Source organism: Palleronia salina (assembly GCF_900141995.1).
Classification (GTDB): domain Bacteria; phylum Pseudomonadota; class Alphaproteobacteria; order Rhodobacterales; family Rhodobacteraceae; genus Palleronia; species Palleronia salina.
In genome coordinates this window covers 329,031-347,721 of sequence record NZ_FQZA01000001.1, presented here as the reverse complement: position 1 = coordinate 347,721, position 18,691 = coordinate 329,031, and the positions used below count along the sequence as shown (strand labels likewise).

Here is an 18,691-nt window from a genome sequence, read left to right as displayed (position 1 = left end):
CGGGGCGCATCGAACGCAGCCCGTTTTTCCTGGTGCTCATGGCTATCGGTTCGGCGGCCATGCTGGTCCCGGCGGTCCATGGCTACCAGTCGCGCGAGCTCGAGGTCGCGCGCGCCTTCTTCTACGGTGCCGTGCTGTTCGGCGTTCTGACCCTTCTGGTGGGGCTCGCGGTCGGTCGCCAGAACCGCGACCGCCCGGTGCGCTCGGACCTGCTGGCGCTGACCTGCGGGCTTCTGGTGCTGCCGCTGATGCTGGCCCTGCCGTTCCACCAATCGCTCGAGGGGATCCCCCTGCGCGATGCGTGGTTCGAGATGGTCTCGTGCCTGACCACCACGGGCGCGTCGCTGTTCCTTCGGGTCGAAGGGCTGCCCGATACGCTGCACCTGTGGCGCGCCATGGTGGGCTGGCTCGGGGGGCTGTTGTTCTGGGTGGCGGCGCTGGCGATCTTCGCGCCGCTGAACCTGGGCGGCTTCGAAGTGGTCGTGGCCGAGCAGAGCCGCGCCAACCGCAAGTCGCTGTCCGAGACGCGGATGCGCGACAGCACCCATCGCCTGACGCGCTATACCGCGCGGCTGACGCCCCTCTACGCCGGGCTGACCGTCGTTTTGTGGATCTTGCTGGTGCTGAGCGGGATGGAGCCGTTCCGCGCCTCGATCGCCGCCATGTCGACCCTGTCGACCTCGGGCATCACCGCGGGTGGCGAGGGCGCCACCGGCGGTGTCCTGTCGGAACTGGTCATCTTCGCCTTCCTGCTGTTCGCGGTGTCGCGCCTGACCTTCAGCTCGGACAACACGCGGCGCGCGCCGGGATACCTGTGGCGTGACCCCGAGGTGCGGCTGGCCGCCACGCTGATCGTGCTGGTGCCCGCCTTCCTGTTCCTGCGCCATTTCTTCGCCGCCTTCGAATACGCGGGCGCCGAGGACCTGGGCCAGAGCCTGCGGGTGCTGTGGGGCGGTCTCTTCACCACGCTCAGCTTCCTCACCACGACGGGGTTCGAGTCGGTCGCTTTCGCCGATGCCCGGATCTGGTCCGGGCTGACCACGCCGGGGCTGATCCTCATGGGGCTGGCGTTGATCGGCGGCGGCGTGGCGACCACCGCCGGAGGGGTCAAGCTGCTGCGCATCTACGCGCTCTACCGTCACGGCATCCGCGAGATGGAACGCCTGATCCACCCGTCGTCGGTGGGCGGATCCGGCTCGGCCGCGCGGCGGCTGCGGCGCGAAGGCGCCTTCGTGGCCTGGATCTTCTTCATGCTGTTCGCGATGTCGGCGATCATCATCATGGCGGCGATCACCCTGGTCGGCCCGGGCTTCGAGACGGCGATGATCCTGACCATCGCCGCGCTCAGCACCACGGGACCGCTGGCGCAGGTGGCGGGCGAGGCCCCCATATTCTACGATACGCTCACCGACGGCACGCGCGTGATCCTCGCGCTGGCGATGGTGCTGGGGCGGCTCGAGACACTGGCGTTCATCGCGCTCTTCGATGCCGGTTTCTGGCGCGAATGAGGCCAGGTGCTTGACGCCGGTGCGTTTTCCGGTGGAAGGTCCGCCGTGAGTCATTCATAAACAACGAGATTTGCGCGCCCGCGCGAGGCGCTGCCAACAAGAAAAGCGACAGGGACACCCGACATGGCCGGCGAGAAACAGAACCTGCAGGAAACCTTTCTTAACCACGTTCGCAAGACGAAGGTGCCGGTGACGATCTTCCTGATCAACGGCGTGAAGCTTCAGGGCGTGATCACCTGGTTCGACAATTTCTGCGTCCTGCTGCGCCGCGACGGGCAGTCCCAGCTGGTGTTCAAGGGCGCGATCTCGACGATCATGCCCAGCCAGCCGATCCAGCTTTACGAAGGCGACGACGGCACCTGACCACGCTGCCGCGCCCCGGCGCACAATTGACAGTACCTGCGGCGGGTGACATGTCGCGCCCATGATGCGTGCCTGGGTCATCCATCCCGAACTCCTGTCCGACCGCGACCGCCGTGATGCGGGTCCCGCGCTGGACGAGGCCATGTCGCTGGCCGCCGCGTTGCCCGACCTGAAGGTCGCGGGCGGCGAAATCGTGCGCCTGCAGCGGCCGCACCCGGGCCACCTGTTCGGCACGGGCAAGCTGGACGAGATCAAGGCGCGGCTGGAATCCGAGGATGTGGGCCTCGTGCTGATCGACGGGCCGGTCAGCCCGGTGCAGCAGCGCAACCTGGAAAAGGCCTGGGGCGTGAAGCTCCTGGACCGCACCGGCCTGATCCTCGAGATCTTCTCCGACCGAGCCGCCACGCGCGAGGGCGTGTTGCAGGTGGAGATGGCCGCGCTCAGCTACCAGCGGACACGGCTGGTGCGGGCCTGGACCCACCTTGAACGCCAGCGCGGCGGCCTGGGCTTCGTGGGCGGGCCGGGCGAGACCCAGATCGAGGCCGACCGCCGCGCCATCGACGAACAGCTGAACCGCTTGCGCAAGCAGCTGTCGAAGGTCGTGAAAACGCGCGAGCTGCACCGCGCGGCACGCGCCAAGGTGCCGTTCCCGATCGTCGCGCTGGTGGGCTATACCAACGCCGGGAAATCCACGCTGTTCAACCGCATGACCGGTGCCGACGTGATCGCCGAGGACATGCTCTTCGCCACGCTGGATCCGACCATGCGCGCGGTGGACCTGCCGTCGGGCAAGCGGGTGATCCTGTCGGACACCGTGGGCTTCATCAGCGACCTGCCCACGCAGCTGGTCGCGGCCTTCCGCGCCACGCTGGAAGAGGTCCTGGCCGCGGACCTCGTGGTGCATGTGCGCGACATCAGCCATCCCGAGACCGAGGAGCAGGCCGAGGACGTGCGCACGATCCTGGCCGATCTGGGCGTGCTGGAAACCACGCCGCAGCTGGAGGTCTGGAACAAGACCGACCTGCTGGCGCCCGAGGCGCGCTCGGCGGCCGAGGCCATCGCGGCCCGCCGCGACGAGGTGCTGACGCTTTCCGCCCTCAACGGCACCGGGATGGAGGCGTTCACCGACGCCATCGCTACCGCGCTGGACGACAAGCGCAGCCGCAAGACGGTCGTGCTGCCCTTCGAGGCCGGCAAGCGGCGCGCCTGGCTCTACGAGCAGGGCGTGGTCGAGGACGAGCGGCAGACCGAGGACGGCGTCGCGCTGGACGTCAACTGGACCGCCCGCCAGGCCCGCGCGTTCCACGATATGTGAGCGCCGCGCCCGGCCGATAGGGCCGGACCGAGTATTTCAAGACCAGTGATGCTGGGGAAGGCACCCCGTCGCACGGTGCGCCAGGTTTCCGTGTCGGAATTGAGTATTTCTGGACCAGTGATGACAGGGTGTGACCGCCGAACGTCGCGAGCGGCACCATGGCATCACTGGTCTTCAAATACTCACGGCGCGCGGTCTGCAAAACCGGGCGCGGGGGGCCTATTGCGTCCAGCTCGGATCCCGCTTTTCCAGGAAGGCGGCGATGCCTTCCTCGGTCTCGTCGAACGCCATGTTCATCGCCATGACCGCGCCGGTATGGGCGTAGGCGTCGGCCAGGGTCATCTCCGACTGCTCGTAGAACGCGCGCTTGCCCACCCGCACCGCGCGGCCGAGCTTCGCGGAGACCGTCTCGGCCAGTTCACGCACCGCGCCGTCCAGGCCCGGTGCGGGCACCGCCCGATTGATGAGCCCCAGTTCGGTGGCGCGGTCGGCGTCGATCAGCCCTCCGGTGGTCAGCATCTCGAACACCTGCTTGCGGGGCATCACGCGGCTGAGCGCCACCATGGGGGTCGAGCAGAAAAGCCCGATATTCACGCCGTTGACGCCGAAGCGGCAGTCGTCGGCGGCCACCGCCATGTCGCAGGTCGCCACCAGCTGACAGCCCGCCGCGGCGGCCACGCCGTGGACCTGCGCGATGACCGGCTGGGGCAGGCGCACGATCTGCTGCATCACGGCGCTGCACCGGGTGAAGAGATCGCCCCAGGCCGCCGCGCCGCCATCGGGGGCCTGGCGCGCGGCCTGCATTTCGCGCAGGTCGTGCCCGGCGCAGAAGGCACGGCCCGCGCCGCGCAGGATGACCACGCGCGTTTCGGTGTCGTCTTCCAGCGCCGACAACGTCTCGGAAAATTCGGCCAGCATCGCGTCCGACAGCGCGTTCAGCTTGCCCGGATCGTTCAGCGTCAGGGTCGCGATCGCCGCGCGGTCTTCGCGTTCCACCAGTGCCATGCTTGCCCCCGTTCGTTGGTTTCGCCAAACCTTGGCGCATGAGGGGTGGAGGAACAAGTATGCCGATCGTGATGGACGTGGACGCGCTGATGGAATTCCTGCGGCGTGAGTTTCCGCAGGTCTCGGAGGACTTCGTCATCGAGGAGGTCACCGAGGAGCTGACCACCGTGCGGCTTGCGGTGGGCGAACGTCACCTGCGCCCGGGCGGCACGGTGTCGGGGCCGACCATGTTCGCGCTGGCCGATGTGGGGATCTACCTCGCGATCCTCGCGCGGCTTGGGCCGGTGGCGCTGGCCGTGACCACGAACTGCTCGATCGATTTCCTGCGCAAGCCCGCATCGGGGCGGGACCTGGTCTCGAAGACCCGGATCCTGAAGCTCGGCCGCGTGCTGGTCGTCGGCGACGTGCTGATCTACTCGGAAGGCGACGACCGCCCCGTCGCCCGCGCGTCCCTGACCTATTCGATCCCGCCGCGCGCCTAGGGCGCCGCGCGCTGGAGCATGCCGAAAAGGTCGCGCGGATCGTCGGGATCGGCCAGCAGGTCGAGCTTGTCGAACAGGTCCGTCCCTTCGAGCTTGTCGCGCACGTAGGTCAGGGCGCTGAAATCCTCGACCGCGAAGCCCACCGAATCGAACAGGGTCAGCTGGTCCGGCCCGGTCCGGCCGGGCGCGTCGCCGGTGATGACCTGCCAGAGCTCGGTCACGGGGTGGTCGGGGTCCAGCTGCTGGATCTCGCCCTCGATCCGGGTCTGCTCGGGATATTCGACGAAGATCGTGCTGCGCGCCAGGATATCGCGGTGCAGCTCGGTCTTGCCGGGGCAGTCGCCGCCCACCGCGTTCAGGTGCACGCCCGCACCCACCATGTTGTCGGTCAGGATGGTGGCGAACTGCTTGTCGGCCGTGCAGGTGGTGACGATCTGCGCGCCTTCCATCGCCTCTTCGGCGCTGGCGCAGGCCACGACCGTCAGGCCCGATCCCTCGAGATTGCGCACCACCTTGTCCGTGGCCCTGCGGTCGATATCCCACAGCCGCACCGTATCGATACCGCAGACGGCCTTCATCCCCAGCGCCTGGAACTCGGCCTGCGCGCCGTTCCCGATCATCGCCATGACCCGCGCGTTGTCGGGGGCGAGGTGCCGGGCTGCCATCGCGGACATGGCGGCCGTGCGCAGGGCCGTCAGCACCGTCATCTCGGACAGCAGCACCGGGTAGCCCGTCTCGACCGAGGCCAGCAGGCCGAAGGCGGTCACGGTCTGCAGTCCATCCTTCATGTTCTTGGGGTGGCCGTTCACGTACTTGAAGCCGTAGGTCTCGCCATCCGAGGTCGGCATCAGTTCGATCACGCCATCGGCCGAATGGGCCGCCACGCGCGGGGTCTTGTCGAAAAGCGGCCAGCGGCGGAAATCGTCCTCGATCCGGTCGGCGAGTTCCTTGAGAAATGTCTCGACCCCGACGCGGTGGACCAGCTTCATCATGTTTTCCACCGACACGAAGGGCACGTAGGCCAGCGGTGAGGGGGTGAGCGCCATGGCCTCAGGCCCCGAAGCTTTGGGTGGGCCGGTCGAAGATCCGGCGGCCCATGAGCGACGCGGTCAGGTCCACCATGAGCGACGCGGTGCGCCCGCGCTCGTCCAGCGCCGGGTTCAGCTCGACCAGGTCCAGCGAGCTCACGAGGCCCGATTCACTGAGCATCTCCATGACCAGGTGCGCCTCGCGGAAGGTGGCGCCCCCCGGAACGGTCGTGCCCACCGCCGGTGCGATGGAGGGGTCCAGGAAATCCACGTCGAGCGAGACATGAAGGTCACCGCCCGCCTGCGCCACGTGCGCGAGGAACGAGCGCAGCGGCATGGCGATGCCGGTCTCGTCGATCTCGCGCATGTCGTGGGTGGTGACGCGGGCGGCGGTGACGGCGGTCTTCTCCGGCCCGTCGACCGAGCGCAGGCCGATCATGCAGACCCGGTCGGGCGGCACGGGCGCGGGCGGCGCCGGAAAGGCGTCGAAGCCGGGCTGGCCCGTGAAATAGGCCACGGGGCAGCCATGCAGGTTGCCCGACTGGGTGGAGTGCGGCGTGTGGAAATCGCTATGCGCGTCCAGCCACAGCACGAAGAGCGGCCGGTTGCGATCCTGCGCCCGCGCCGCCATGCCGGCGACGCTGCCCATGGCCAGCGCATGGTCGCCGCCCAGGAAGATCGGCATCCCGTCGACGGCGCGCCCGGCCTCGATCAGGGTGCCGGTCCAGGCGACGTTCTCGGCCAGATCCACCAGGTGCGCGGGGCCGCTGACCTCGGGCAGGGGGCCGGGGGCGAGGTTGCCGGCGTCGGTGACGGCATGACCCAGCTCGGCCAGCGCCTCGGCCACACCGGCCACGCGATAGGCATCGGGCCCCATGAGGCACCCCTTGCGGTCCTTCCCGCAATCGAGCGGGACCCCCAACAGGGTGATATCGGTCATAGGCGGGACTCCTTCAGGCTCTGGCGGGCGGCGAGGATCCAGATCGCGGCGAGCAGGAACGAGAACAGCGCGTTCCACGACGGCATCGACAGGCCGAAGAGCGCCCAGCTGACCTCGTCGCACATCACGACCTTGTCGAGCACGTCGGTCGACAGCAGATCCGCCCCCGTCAGCCCGGTGATGTCGCCCCCGCCCGAGCACGAGGAGGGGCCTTCCCACCAGTCACGCTCGACCCCGGTGTGGTAGACGCCGATGAGTGCGGTGGTCAGGGCGGCCAGCGCGCCCGCGATGGCGACCGGAAGCCGGGCTAAGAACAGTGCCGAAACGCCCAGCGCGATCGCCACCATGTGCGGCCAGCGCTGCCAGAGACACATCTGGCACGGCGCGTAGCCCAGCGCCTGGAAGATGTAGGCGCCGCCCAGCAGCGCGGCCGAGCCGAGCCCGGCCAGGATCATCAATCTACGTGCAGTCACAGATACCTCAGTGCGAAGAAGCCGCCCAACAGCAGGACCATGAAGACCGAAAACACGAGGCCCAGCCGCCGTTCGATGAAATCGCGGATGGGCGGACCGAATTTCCACAGCAGCGCCGCGACGATGAAGAAGCGTGTCGCCCGTGCGATCAGGGACGAGACGATGAAGATGGGTATGGACAGGCCGGTCGCGCCCGACAGGATCGTAATGACCTTGAACGGGAACGGGGTGATGCCGGCCACCAGCACGGCCCAGGCGCCCCAGGCGTTGTAGGCGCCGGCGAACTCGTCGAAGCGGTCGTCCTTGCCGTAGAATTCCAGCACCGGGCGGCCGATCTGCTCGAACGCGGCGGAGCCGATCCAGTAGCCCAGCAATGCGCCGGCCACCGAGGCCAGCGTGCAGACGCCCGCGATCAGGAACGCCCGGCGCGGGGCCGCGATGATCATCGGGATCATCAGGATGTCGGGCGGGATGGGGAACACCGACGACTCGATGAACGACACCAGGGCAAGGGCCCACAACGCGTGAGGATGCGCGGCCAGCGACAGGGTCCAGTCATAGAGGCGTCGGATCATGCGCCCCATGCAGCACTTGGCGGGGGTGGGGTCAAGCACAACCGGCTTGGCGTTTCGCGGGGTCTGGACCACGATGGCGTGACAGCGGGCGGCAGGAAGGCGCGGCGATGAAATGGCGTGGAAGACGGGGCAGCCGCAACATCGAGGATCGCCGTGGACGCGGTATCGGTGGTGGTGCGGCCGTGGGGGGCGTCGGTGGGCTTGGCTTGCTGGTGGTCGTCATCGGATGGTTTTTTGGCGTCGATCTGACGCCGCTTCTACAGGACGGTGCGGTGGCGCCGGATCGAAGCAGCGGCGGCCCGATCACCGAGGCCGACCGCCAGGCTGGTGAGTTCGTTTCCGTCACCCTGGCCGACACCGAAGAGGTCTGGTCCGACATCTTCGCCCGCCAGGTGGGCGAGCCCTATCGGCCCGTCACGCTGGTCCTGTTCACGGGCGTCACGCAAAGCCCCTGCGGCGGGGCCTCGGGCGCGACGGGGCCGTTCTATTGCCCCGTCGACCGCAAGGCGTACCTGGACACCGCCTTCTTCACGACGCTGTCACGGCAGCTGGGTGCGTCGGGCGATTTCGCCGCCGCCTACGTGGTCGCGCACGAGGTCGCCCACCATGTCCAGAACGAGCTCGGCATTCTCGGCCAGGCCAACCGGATCCGGGCCCAATCCTCGACCGAGCGGTCAAACCAGATCAGCGTTCGGCTGGAATTGCAGGCCGACTGCCTGTCGGGTGTCTGGGCCGCCGCCGCGCGGGACCGGTTCGGCTCGATCGAGCCCGGCGACATCGCCGAGGCCATGAACGCGGCCGCCCGGATCGGCGACGATACCCTGCAACGCGGGGCCGGGCGTGTGCCGCGCCCCGAAACCTTCACCCACGGCACGTCCGAGCAGCGCCAGTCCTGGTTCGCCACGGGATACGAGACCGGCGACATCACCGCCTGTGACACGTTCAGCGCCGAACGGCTCTGACCCCCGCAGGATTGGGCCCTCGGGCCGCCTATCCGGACCCGAGCCGCGTGGGGGTGGCCCGCACGGCAAGCTCGTAGAGGGCACGAACCTGAGGGCTGGAGGGCAGGTCCGGCAGCCGGTCGCGGTGAACCCAGCCCGCCTCGAGCGCATCGTCGGCGGCATGGGGCGTGCCGTCCACGTAGTCGCACAGCACCGCAGCCAGTAGGTAGTGGTCCAGAACCGCGCCGTCCGATCCGCGATGGATGTCGAGATTCGTCAGATAACCGCGCGGGGTGGCCGTGACGCCCGTCTCCTCCAGCAGCTCGCGGGCGGCGGCATCCAGCGCGGTCTCGCCCCATTCCACGTGGCCGCCGGGATAGCCCCAAAGGCCTGCGTCGGGCGGGTTGCCGCGGCGGACCAGCAGGACCGACTCACCGCGCAGGACCACCGCGATCGCCCCCAGGCGTGGTATTTTCTCCATCGGCGTCGTCCTTCCTGCCACTCGGGCCTTTTCTCACGCGCGCGCCCGGTCTACACCCCGATCTGCGGCGGTGACCCGATGCCCGTGTGGCGGAATGGTAGACGCAGGGGATTCAAAATCCCCCGCTGGTGACAGCGTGCCGGTTCGAGTCCGGCCACGGGTACCACCGCCGCCGCGGCGCATGTCGCCCGCGGCGCGGGCGTGATGGAATGGTAGACATACCAGACTTAAAATCTGTTGGGGCGTAGCCCCGTGTGGGTTCGAGTCCCACCGCCCGCACCACAATACCAATCTAAGCCATTGATATATGGCGATTAATCGGAATTACGGCAATCTAATGTACCGGGTTTTGTACCCGGTCAATCGACCTTAAACGTGGGCAACCCGCTTTGACCGGGGACCGCTGACGCGGTCGGTCACCGCCTCCACGGGATTGCTGAGCCGGGCAGGGTGCTTCTACGCCACATCGACAGGGTGGCCCTGTACCTGACCAGACAACCGGCTAACCTGTCCTTCCCAACAGGAGGCGAGCATGGATCTGAAGGACTTCGTGAAAGAGACGATCAGCAGCATCGTGGAGGCCACGAACGAGCTGCAGGATGAATGGGGCGACCAAGGCGTGATCGTGAACCCGCCAGTCTCAACCTTGGCTCCGGGGACGTATAAGCAGAATAGCAGCACGCACACATTCCGGGCAATTCAGACGATCAAGTTCGATGTCGCGGTCACCGCAAGTTCCCAGACAGGCGGCGGCGGAAAGGTTGGGGTAAAGGTCTGGGTTTTCGAGGCTGGAACTGAAGGAGAGCATGCACGGCACCACGAAGAGGTCAGTCGGGTACAATTCGAAGTGCCGCTGACCCTGCGCCCTAGTGAGACGGAGACCACGAACCGTGATCATCAGCAGGCAGAAAAGGGAAAGGCGAAGCTCGGAGTCCGTGGCGGTTGAGAAACACCTTTTTCACTTGGAACGATAGAGCTTGGTTGGATTGACAGAATGTAAGGAGTGGTTTGTGTTCAATCTATTTGGCGACAGAAGAACTAAGCAGCTAGATCAGGTGATAAACCTTATCGGGACTTCCTCTGCTAGTAATCAGGCAGTGGTCCTACATCGCTTGAAGGCCGCGTCACTTCATTTCACCGAAGCGTTTCCACAATGCGAGAGCTTCGAAGAGCTGAAATTCGCCCTGCGGCCAGACCAGTGCGAGGCAATGGCGAGCAAGGCTGAAGACTTGGTCGAGAAGGTGAGGGTTTCTCGCCAAGGCGACGAGATTGATGAACTTGTTTTTCGATTGCTCGCCGCTTCCCTAAGACACAAGGCCGGGGCGAAGTGGGTCCTCGATAAGCAGTCGAGGTTTATCGACAATATGATACGTGCCGCAGAGGGCAACATTGATTGACGCAGTGATGGATGGTGCCCGCGTCAGCTGGGATCGTCCTTCGACCCGCGCAAAACGACTGGTGAACAGTTTCCCGTGATGGAGATGGGCGACGCCTGACCAATTAGGATCGTGGGCATCTGGTCGCCTCGGCAGATCTAGACCGATGGGCGGTCGATCGTTGGACCGACCTTGACGACGATACTCGTCATCTTCGTGGGTTTCCGACGCCGCCGTATTCGAATGCTTCAACCAGATAGGCGTTAACTAGGCTATCGAATTGGTCGCGGACGGCCTCGACGATGCGGACGGCATCGTGTTCACATGAGCTGGTGTCTTCTGTGAATTCATAACACATTGCCCTTGTAGAGGCCTGCGTGGTTTCCTAGTCTCTTTAGACGGTGTTTAGCCCCCCCCCAAACCCGTGATTGGCATACTTTCAGTCAGCTTACAATAAAAGTCGAGTGCGAGATGAAGAAATTTTTTAACGCCCTTCTAAAAGGTGGAAGTCACGCTAAAGAAAAGAAAATTAATCCGCCAAGGCCCCCCCCTCTAATAAGGGGGGACTCGGAAAAGAGTTGCATTCCGAAAGCGATCCGCTTTCTGAAAGCGATCTGAGAATACTGCTCGATGCCTTCTTTATCCCCGGCGATCGCGCTTCAATTTATTTCGCTAATTGCCTTGGATTCATATCCAACGATTTAGGCGATGGTGACCTTGATGAGATCCACGATCTGATTCTTGACCATGACCCATCCGATGTAACTGATGAGGGGAAGGGACGAGGTCTAAATTATCTTTCTACACAGATTTTTTGTCTCTCACCGGATGAGTTTGGCTCAGGTTCAGGCCTCACGCTCAATTCAGATAGGGCGTCAACCGATTTTACCTCTCACAGACCAGAGAGACTCGAGTATGTTTTAGATCGAATTCGTAGCGATGGCGAGATGGATTTATCTTTGTTGTTCCCTGACATCGACACAAGAGATCTGGTCTTCAGATATGTTAGCGCACTTCGCCAGCACGATAACGAGCTGATTTGGCTAGAGGTGAACAAAAGAAAGGATGCAATCAAGAGAATATTTCAACCGCTCAAAAATTCGCGGATAAATAAGTACGGCGACGAAGATTTAGGGCCAGAACTATCTGAGGTGATGGAGTTCCTCAAGTACGCCTTTGATGATGAGCAATTTAACTTTTACTACAGTGTTAAACCGCTATTTCTTACCCTCAGCATGATTGATCAGCTTTTCAAAACTGGTGACGCTGCTCCGGAAATTCCGGTTGATGCTATTGAGTTTGAGCATTGGTGCGCCGATCAGCTAAGGGAGCAGGGTTGGGACGTATCGGTTTCAAGGGCTTCGGGAGATCAAGGTGTCGACGTGGTGGCTTCACGAGAGGGCGCTTCTGTAGCAATTCAGTGCAAGCGATACACTAACCCAATAGGGAACAAGGCGGTGCAAGAAGTGTTTACGGGGGCTCAGGACACCGGCTCCGGTCATTCTTGTGTGATTGGCACAGGGGGGTTCACGAACTCAGCGGTCAAAATTGCCAAGTCGACTGGCGTAATATTGATGGATGCACGCGAAATTGAGTCTTTTTCCGAACTATTCGGCTTTGTTCCGAGCAGGGCCGTGGATCCTGATCGGGACGATACTGAACTTGTAGACGTCGAGCAGACGTCAATCCGGATTATTTTTCCCGGCGAGGTAGGGAGCCTTATTTGCTCTTTAGTCGTCCATTACTTAGAGACTCAAGGCCCTGAGGAGATGGGTATAGACGCAGGTACCGTAGAGTACTTGATTGATGAGATGGGTGGGACGACAGACGATACAGTTATCGAAGTTGATAGGATCACTGCGGGCAGAATTCTATATATCGCCGCTATCACCCTGAAGGCAGAAATCTACTTGGATACTACGAACGCAGAAGTGCTCAAGCGGAGCCGCTTCTATGATAGGAGCCTAATCGACCGGTCAATGGATGAGGTTGTGCTTCTAGAAAGATTACTCGCTGGCACCTTTCGCGGGAATGCCCACAAATTTCTGTCCGATAAGGTCGAAGATCTCGGCCCTATCCTGAAGGAGTTTATTGGCGTGAAAGTAATCGAAGTTCTTGTTAATCGGCCGTGATCGGTTAATTTTACACTCTTCATAAGTACTAGGTGGAATCTAAGTTATATGATGCTGGAATCGATAATTGAAATTAATGTTACTTGCGGGAGTTGCTTTGCAACCCATTTGCAGGTGCTGTGCGTATGACCTGCCGCCGGCCCATACCCCCGCATTGGGACCCCAGTGTCACAGAATTATAAACGCGATGCCAGATCACGCATGCAGCGGTCGAGGCGTTAAGCTCACCTTAACCAATTCGGGCGCGTCGGGCGGTGGTCGCGCCGGGTAGGTTGTAGGCCGATCCCGACCCGCTGACGCGGGCACCCAACCCCACCAGCAGCGATCCCGAGACAGCAAATCATCCGTGTCAGGAGGTCGCGACGATGGTGTGTCAGGTGCGCTGGCAGGGCGGTGCAGTGCCGCTGTCAGGCGGCGGGGTGGTCCTTAAGGATACGGTACACGCTGGCCCGGCTTATCCCGACGACCTTCGCGGTCTCGTCAGGTGTCAGTCCGCGTGAACGTGCGCTCAGGACCTTGTCTGTCTTGGCGCGTGCGGTGGGTGCGCGACCCTTGTACTTGCCCTCCGCCTTGGCCTTGGCGATCCCATAGGCGCGGCGCTCCGCCAGCCGGTCGCGCTCGAACTGGCCCACTGCAGCCATCATGCGAACTAGGAGCATCTGGACAGGGTCGGACGGGTCCAGCGGGTTGGGGGAGAGGTCTGGCAGGTGCCAAATGACGTGAGGATTGTCGCCCTTGGTGATGGCCGCGTCAGCGGCTATCAAGTCCCGGAAAGCCCGATCCATCTTTGCGGCGCAGATGCAAATGCGCTTTGTTTCATTGGCGTTCTGAGCCGCTTCGCGCATCATGGCATCGAAGACAGGGCGCTCGCCACGGGTGCTGGCCTCTTCCTCGAAGATCCGGGTGCAGCCCAGCTCTTTCAGGACTCGGTGCTGTTCTGCCCATCCTGCGGCCTGTGTGGCGCGATCTACGCTGACCCTCACGTATCCCCATTTTTCCATGGCGTGACTCCTGTCTCATATGACTCCGTGAGGAATGAGATAGTCTCACATGGATTATTCCACAAGCCTTATGAGACGGATTCCTACGGGAATCTCGCATGCCGCTAGGGACGTCCCTAATGAGACTCGCCGCTGGACAGGGTCGACTTAGATGTTCATGTTACGTTCTCTTCGATGGGTTGATGATGTATGTGATCTGGATCGAATGTCGCTGCGGCCATGTAGGAGCTGTGCAGTCGGAGGAGGCGGTGCGCCTTACCCGTGAGGACCTCTTGCGCCGGTCCCGGTGCGGGCGGTGCAATACCTTCGGGGCGGTCGAGGTGCGACGGGGGTGGGCCTGTGTCGATCCCCGCCATGGCGATCATGGGCCAGACGAATAGGCCCGAATCGGACCTAAAATGTTGCATGGGCGACGGTCGCCTGCCGCTGGGAAGGCAATCTCAATCCTCGAAGTGCCGCCCGTCAATTGCCTTCGAGTATCGAAGAAACGCCGCGATACTATCGAAGATGAACCTAGCCTCCTCCATCTCAACAAGGTCAGGGTTGTCATGCGCAAATGACTTATCGTTTCGAATGCTGTTCATCGCTTCGAAGACGCTGATCGAACTCTTCATGATCCGTTCGGATATCTGGTTAAGGTTTCTTTGCTCTTGCAGGAGCTTTACGTATTTCCCTACACGTGAATGCAATGGATCGTCTTTGCCGCACTCGCCCCCGTGTTTCCTGACGAGCGAAGCGAAGCGCTTCATGCAGTAGGTGTGTAGACGGTCGAGGGCCGCTTGAGGCTTTTTCGCTTCGAGGTCCCTTTTGATAGAAGCAACCAACTCCTCCAAGGTTTCACTTGGCTCAAAGGTCTCAATCGCAGACGTGTCGATTGCATCCGACTTACCCTCAAACAGGGCAACAATCGAGAAATAGTTCTCGCGGAGGCGCTCTTCTACGTCACCAGACTTTCCGTGGTAGGTAGATCCCCTGTATTCCCAAAGTTCGCGTAAGGTCTTCGCCACCAAAGCCGGTTGCGCTCTTTCGATAAAGGATCGGAGCCGCTTTGCCTTCGAAGAGCCTCGCGAAGAAAAAAGGGAGCTGTTCACCTCAGGGTCGATCCCAACAGTCTCGTAGAAGAAGTCATTGAAGGTCCGGTCGCTGAAATCGAGGACGTAGCCGCTCTCCATGCCGAGCGCATTCTCAAAGTCCTGCCGATGGCGACGTGGGATTAACTGCTCGTATGTTTTGGAGCGCAATTCAGTTGCCTCAAAGTTTTTTCTCTACCAGAAGGCGTCAGATATGACGAAGGCTTGCATTCCACAAGGCGATGCCCGCTTACGGGGGATGAGTGCGAGACGGTAGAAGAGGTAGGCATGGACGAAACAAGGGTACCGACACTGAAGGACGTGATCGGCAGTTGGTTTCGCGCCTTCGAGACAACGATGGCGTTCATCTTCAGGTCGGAGATGGTCAACAACCGGGGTACCGACAACCAGTAGAGGCCTACCCCGCTGACGCGGGTGGGCATGCCTCGGACAGGGCGCTGTCGGTCAGGGTCGCGACCACGGCGCTTGGCAGGCGGGCCACCATTTCTTCCGTCATCGCGATCCCTTCGCGGCGGGCATCGGCGATGATCTTGGTTGATACGGCTTCGAACCGGGCGGCGTCGCGGCCCTTCAGAGTTGTGTGATCCATGGGGCTACGCGGCCTCCTGATTGATGTTGTTGAGGTTGAATCGGGGGTCCCACCGCGCATGGCGCAGGGCGAACCCGCTGGCGATCTCTTCGAACTTGGGCGGGGTGGCATCGGGGTCGGGGTGAAGCAGGAATATCAGCGTCTCACGCTGCAGCGGCAGAAGGTGATGAAGAAGAGAGAGGTACGGCGCGAGTTCGTCGCTTCCGACCAGCGTGTCGCACAGGGCGGCGTCGAACAGCTTCCGCGCCCTGAACAGTCGGGCACGCTGACCTTGGTCGAGCGCAGCGTTCAGGGTGGTGGCAACCGTGATCGGGTCCGGCCCCACGTCGAAGGGGTCGCTGGACGCCTTGCACCCGCGCAGAAGTCGTGGCCAACCTGCCGCCCGGTCGGGGGCGGGAACGGTGGGCAGCACCGCCGCCAAAGGATACCGGCGGGGCCAACTGTCAGGGACGTAGACGGATGATTTCAGCCTTTCGCAAGCGGTTGCGCGGCGCACGGACAGGCAGTCGGCATAGTCCGACTGGTAGATCGTAAGCATGGTCAAACCTTTCGGGGATATACGAAAAAACATACTTGACTTTTACGCAAGAGTCAATATCGCGACCCTAGAACGGTCACGAATTGGATCGACGACCCCGACAGAAATTCTGTCCGAAAGGTAAATATATCGCTTGTTTACAGTGATATAGGGGGCGACTACAGGTGGCGCAAAAATCTGTAGGAGGCCCGAATCATGCTGAACCACCCACCGCTCAGGACCCTGACCGACGCCGAGCTGGACCAGATCCGCGACGAAGCATCGGCGCTCATCAACACTGTCGATGACGTCGCGATGGAGCGGGTCTTGAAGGTCGAAGCCGAACAGGCTGCCAAGCGCGCAGAGCTGGGAACGAAGGCCCGCTAACGCGGACAAGCGCTGATGATGGCCCCCAAACGTCGATATCAAGCGGCCATTCGCAGATCGGCGTGTGCCTACCGGAACATAAATGAAATCTTCATGGTGAAGTACTCAGGCAGCGTGGGGCATGGGACTCGCCGCCGCATACGAAGGCGTCGAAGGCCGACTGGACCTCCGGGGCGCTGAAAAAGTATATCACCTCAACTGCGGACAGAGCGCCTAAAACGAAAAAGAACCCCTTTCTCAAAGCGGACATTCTGGTGAGTACGACAATGCTCAACATGACTAACATCCCTATGGCGAAATAGGATAAAAGGCCCGGCCCAAACAAGATGGCAATCAACGCGAATAAGAATCCATCTAAGCATCCGAATACTACTCGCGTTGAAAAAGCGGCGATTTGTAGAAAGCCCTGATGCGTGCCCCACTCCGATCTGAGTATAGTATACGACCAAACTGGTCCGAGCGATGCGCCGATGATGACGGCGTTGATTATCTCTGGTGGGATGCTTGGAAAGCCAATTAAAGTTGCGATAGCAGCTCCCAACTGTGCCGCGATAGCGTTCCAGCGCATGAGAATTTGATTAACTAATGCTGTTAGATCAAGAACTGAAAACGGCAAGTAGCTAGAAAGAAAAGTGAGAAGAGCCATGGCAAAGGCCGCGCCGCGAATGAACTGCGAAGTTTTAAATAGCTGTCGCATACGACCCATCTCCCATTTTTTCGTTTTTCGCTCGACACCACGGGTCAGGCGATACGCACCGTAATGATTTATCGATGGGCAAACAGATACGTCTATACCTACGCATTGCCAAACTGCCGCATCCGTACATTGATTGAGTTGGATTCCATCTCGCTGTCGGTTTCGTCTAGTGGAATTGTTCGGCGTACCGCAGCAGTATAGCCCGCCCGGGGCCTTTTCTGGTGTAGGAAGTAGGCGAGGTGCGCCCGTCAGGGGGCCGGGCGCTCAATCACCCCTTGTCGCGATCATCCGGCGAAAAAGTAGGTTCATCTAGAATGTCTGCCTTTTCCAAGCTGTCACGGTACCAGCGCCCCAATTCGGTGGGGGTCATCGGTCCGCCATGTTCAGCGTCTCGGAGAATTGCTCGCATTTCTTTCTCATGATCGGTGTCAGACGCTTCCCTGATTTTCCGGAAAGCTCTGTCGTGGGCGGATTCGCCTGTGATGTAGTCCGCCCACAGTCCCATGACTTCACGACGAACCTGAAGCATATCGGACCGGAAGTAGGCCGCCTGCACCTTGCTCTTCGTCTGGTGCGCGAGGCACATATCGGCGGTTTGGATGTCGCAGATGCCGTTTTCCAGCGCCCAGTCGGTGAAGGTGGACCGAAACCCATGCCCCGTCGCCGGGATGCCCTTCCGCTTGAAATAGTTGGTAAATGCGTTTTCCGAGAGCGTCGGATTCTTCTGCTTGTAGTCGCTGGTAAACAGGTATCCTGAGTCGTCCCGTTGTCCCTGTAGCAACGGCAATGCTTGAGGAGGTAAGGGCAACCGGAAGGGTTGTTCGGTTTTCATTCGTTCGGGAGCCAGCGTCCAAAGCATCGCCTCGGTGTCGAACTCTTCAGGCTTGGCGAAACGCACCATCGCTGTCCGGGCTACCGTCAGAAGCATCAACTGCAGGGCGCGGCCCATGGACGTGTCGGGGATTTCCTTGAACATAGCGGGCACATCCTGCCACGGCAGCGCTCTATGGGAGACCGCCACGTGTTTCGGCTTGCCCAGCTTGGCACGTGCCGCTTCCAGTTTGGTCAGGTCAAACGGCTCCATTTCCGATTTTCCGTAGCGCAGGATCTGGGCCATCCGGCTGAAGGCCTTTTCGGCGGTGGACCGCTTTTTGTGCCAGAGTCCTTCATGTTGGAAATTGGCAACGATGTCATCGACGGTCAGGTCGCGGAGAGTCTTTCTGCCCAGACGGGGTAGAACGTGCAGCTTCACTGGTGACCACCAGCGCCCCGCGACGCCACCGCCCTTCAACTCGTGCTGACGCACGGTGTCGAAATACTCCTGTGCGATAGTTTCCAGCGTCCGCCAAACATGCCGTTCCCGTCCTTCCCGTTCGCGCTTTACCGCGACAGGGTCTTTACCCTCAGCCTTCTGCGACCTGTAGAACATGTGGAGTTCGCGAGCACGCTTCAGGGTAATGGACGGATAGCCGCCCAGACCTATCGAGGTCTCGCGCCCGTGGCGGGAGTACTTGTAGAGCCACTGAGCGCTTTCAGGGCTGGTGACCTTGAAGGTCAATCCCCCCCCCGTCATGGATGGACTTACGCTTCCCTGCCAAGAGGGCGGCGCGTATTTCGCGGTCGGTAAGCTTGTGAAGGGCGATCCCCGATCCGTAGCCGAGAACGTACACGTAATCCAGATATTTTGTACCCGGATTTATACCCGTTTTATGCTTCTCTGCCCCCGATATATCCCGATAAATAACTGTTATATATAGGTAAAAAATTTAGGTTAGGTGCGCACCGCCCGC

General features: G+C 61.8%; 21 protein-coding genes and 2 tRNA genes. 11 read left to right on the top strand and 12 right to left on the bottom strand.

The features are described from left to right. Positions 1–38: 38 nt before the first annotated feature. The 3 genes from BUB76_RS01685 (at position 39) to hflX (ending at position 3,186) form a co-directional block, all read left to right on the top strand. Positions 39–1,508: a potassium transporter TrkG gene (locus BUB76_RS01685; protein WP_236737830.1), complete on the top strand. Its 1,470-nt coding sequence runs from the start codon at positions 39–41 to the stop codon at positions 1,506–1,508. A gap of 123 nt (positions 1,509–1,631) precedes the next feature. Next, a complete protein-coding gene (gene hfq, locus BUB76_RS01680) occupies positions 1,632–1,871 on the top strand; it encodes an RNA chaperone Hfq (RefSeq protein ID WP_073125984.1) in 240 nt (79 codons plus the stop codon). A gap of 61 nt (positions 1,872–1,932) precedes the next feature. Then, on the top strand, positions 1,933–3,186 hold the full coding sequence (gene hflX / locus BUB76_RS01675) for a GTPase HflX (RefSeq protein WP_073125982.1): 1,254 nt from the start codon (positions 1,933–1,935) through the stop codon (positions 3,184–3,186). 219 nt (positions 3,187–3,405) lie between these two features. Here the strand turns inward: hflX and BUB76_RS01670 are convergent, their stop codons facing one another. Next, positions 3,406–4,191 (bottom strand): enoyl-CoA hydratase, encoded by a 786-nt coding sequence (locus BUB76_RS01670; RefSeq protein WP_073125980.1) that lies wholly within the window; start codon positions 4,189–4,191, stop codon positions 3,406–3,408. A gap of 59 nt (positions 4,192–4,250) precedes the next feature. Here BUB76_RS01670 and BUB76_RS01665 point away from each other — a divergent pair, with 59 nt between their 5' ends. Continuing rightward, positions 4,251–4,673 carry a PaaI family thioesterase gene (locus BUB76_RS01665; RefSeq protein WP_073125977.1) on the top strand — a complete coding sequence of 141 codons (423 nt, stop codon included), beginning with the start codon at positions 4,251–4,253 and terminating at the stop codon, positions 4,671–4,673. Here BUB76_RS01665 and ocd read toward each other — a convergent pair. The 4 genes from ocd to BUB76_RS01645 are packed head-to-tail and all read right to left on the bottom strand — an operon-like array spanning position 4,670 to position 7,689. Next, positions 4,670–5,719 (bottom strand): ornithine cyclodeaminase, encoded by a 1,050-nt coding sequence (gene ocd / locus BUB76_RS01660; RefSeq protein WP_073125976.1) that lies wholly within the window; start codon positions 5,717–5,719, stop codon positions 4,670–4,672. The two genes, BUB76_RS01665 and ocd, sit on opposite strands and share 4 nt — an antisense overlap. 4 nt (positions 5,720–5,723) lie before the next feature. Next, positions 5,724–6,641: an arginase gene (gene rocF, locus BUB76_RS01655; protein WP_073125975.1), complete on the bottom strand. Its 918-nt coding sequence runs from the start codon at positions 6,639–6,641 to the stop codon at positions 5,724–5,726. After that, a complete protein-coding gene (locus BUB76_RS01650; protein WP_073125972.1) occupies positions 6,638–7,114 on the bottom strand; it encodes a disulfide bond formation protein B in 477 nt (158 codons plus the stop codon). The genes rocF and BUB76_RS01650 overlap by 4 nt, the downstream gene beginning before the upstream one ends. Then, complete coding sequence (locus tag BUB76_RS01645) at positions 7,111–7,689, bottom strand: YqaA family protein (RefSeq protein ID WP_073125970.1); 579 nt, start codon at positions 7,687–7,689, stop codon at positions 7,111–7,113. Before BUB76_RS01645 ends, BUB76_RS01650 begins: the two co-directional genes overlap by 4 nt. A gap of 107 nt (positions 7,690–7,796) precedes the next feature. On the opposite strand from BUB76_RS01645, the gene ypfJ reads away from it, so the two are divergent. After that, complete coding sequence (gene ypfJ / locus BUB76_RS01640) at positions 7,797–8,651, top strand: KPN_02809 family neutral zinc metallopeptidase (protein WP_073125968.1); 855 nt, start codon at positions 7,797–7,799, stop codon at positions 8,649–8,651. Positions 8,652–8,679: 28 nt separating this feature from the next. Here ypfJ and BUB76_RS01635 read toward each other — a convergent pair whose 3' ends face one another. Next, positions 8,680–9,111: an NUDIX hydrolase gene (locus BUB76_RS01635; protein WP_073125966.1), complete on the bottom strand. Its 432-nt coding sequence runs from the start codon at positions 9,109–9,111 to the stop codon at positions 8,680–8,682. An 80-nt stretch (positions 9,112–9,191) separates the two neighbouring features. On the opposite strand from BUB76_RS01635, the gene BUB76_RS01630 reads away from it, so the two are divergent. From BUB76_RS01630 to BUB76_RS01610, 5 genes are all read left to right on the top strand, one after another. After that, positions 9,192–9,277, top strand: a tRNA-Leu gene (locus BUB76_RS01630). Positions 9,278–9,306: 29 nt separating this feature from the next. After that, positions 9,307–9,393: transfer RNA gene (locus BUB76_RS01625), tRNA-Leu, on the top strand. A 250-nt stretch (positions 9,394–9,643) separates the two neighbouring features. After that, positions 9,644–10,057 (top strand): trypco2 family protein, encoded by a 414-nt coding sequence (locus BUB76_RS17840; protein ID WP_073125964.1) that lies wholly within the window; start codon positions 9,644–9,646, stop codon positions 10,055–10,057. 64 nt (positions 10,058–10,121) lie between these two features. Next, the gene (locus BUB76_RS17530) at positions 10,122–10,508 is read left to right on the top strand and encodes a hypothetical protein (protein WP_139250747.1); all 387 of its coding nucleotides are present in this window, start codon (positions 10,122–10,124) and stop codon (positions 10,506–10,508) included. A 557-nt stretch (positions 10,509–11,065) separates the two neighbouring features. After that, a complete protein-coding gene (locus BUB76_RS01610) occupies positions 11,066–12,619 on the top strand; it encodes a restriction endonuclease (RefSeq protein ID WP_139250746.1) in 1,554 nt (517 codons plus the stop codon). A gap of 407 nt (positions 12,620–13,026) precedes the next feature. Here BUB76_RS01610 and BUB76_RS01605 read toward each other — a convergent pair whose 3' ends face one another. The 4 genes from BUB76_RS01605 to BUB76_RS01590 all read right to left on the bottom strand — a co-directional run bounded on the left by BUB76_RS01605 (position 13,027) and on the right by BUB76_RS01590 (position 15,838). Further along, the gene (locus BUB76_RS01605) at positions 13,027–13,620 is read right to left on the bottom strand and encodes a recombinase family protein (protein WP_073125958.1); all 594 of its coding nucleotides are present in this window, start codon (positions 13,618–13,620) and stop codon (positions 13,027–13,029) included. A gap of 440 nt (positions 13,621–14,060) precedes the next feature. Next, complete coding sequence (locus BUB76_RS01600) at positions 14,061–14,792, bottom strand: abortive infection family protein (protein WP_073125956.1); 732 nt, start codon at positions 14,790–14,792, stop codon at positions 14,061–14,063. Between the two features lie 316 nt (positions 14,793–15,108). Continuing rightward, positions 15,109–15,300, bottom strand: a complete 192-nt coding sequence (locus tag BUB76_RS01595) for a hypothetical protein (RefSeq protein WP_073125954.1) — start codon at positions 15,298–15,300, stop codon at positions 15,109–15,111. A 4-nt stretch (positions 15,301–15,304) separates the two neighbouring features. Beyond that, entirely contained in the window at positions 15,305–15,838 is a 534-nt protein-coding gene (locus BUB76_RS01590; protein WP_073125952.1) for a hypothetical protein, read from the bottom strand. 195 nt (positions 15,839–16,033) lie between these two features. Here BUB76_RS01590 and BUB76_RS17835 point away from each other — a divergent pair, with 195 nt between their 5' ends. Further along, the gene (locus BUB76_RS17835; RefSeq protein ID WP_175550250.1) at positions 16,034–16,204 is read left to right on the top strand and encodes a hypothetical protein; all 171 of its coding nucleotides are present in this window, start codon (positions 16,034–16,036) and stop codon (positions 16,202–16,204) included. Positions 16,205–16,295: 91 nt separating this feature from the next. Here the strand turns inward: BUB76_RS17835 and BUB76_RS17525 are convergent, their stop codons facing one another. Beyond that, positions 16,296–16,901, bottom strand: a complete 606-nt coding sequence (locus BUB76_RS17525; RefSeq protein WP_139250745.1) for a hypothetical protein — start codon at positions 16,899–16,901, stop codon at positions 16,296–16,298. 268 nt (positions 16,902–17,169) lie between these two features. Further along, positions 17,170–18,459, bottom strand: a complete 1,290-nt coding sequence (locus tag BUB76_RS01580) for a tyrosine-type recombinase/integrase (RefSeq protein WP_175550249.1) — start codon at positions 18,457–18,459, stop codon at positions 17,170–17,172. Positions 18,460–18,691 lie beyond the last annotated feature (232 nt).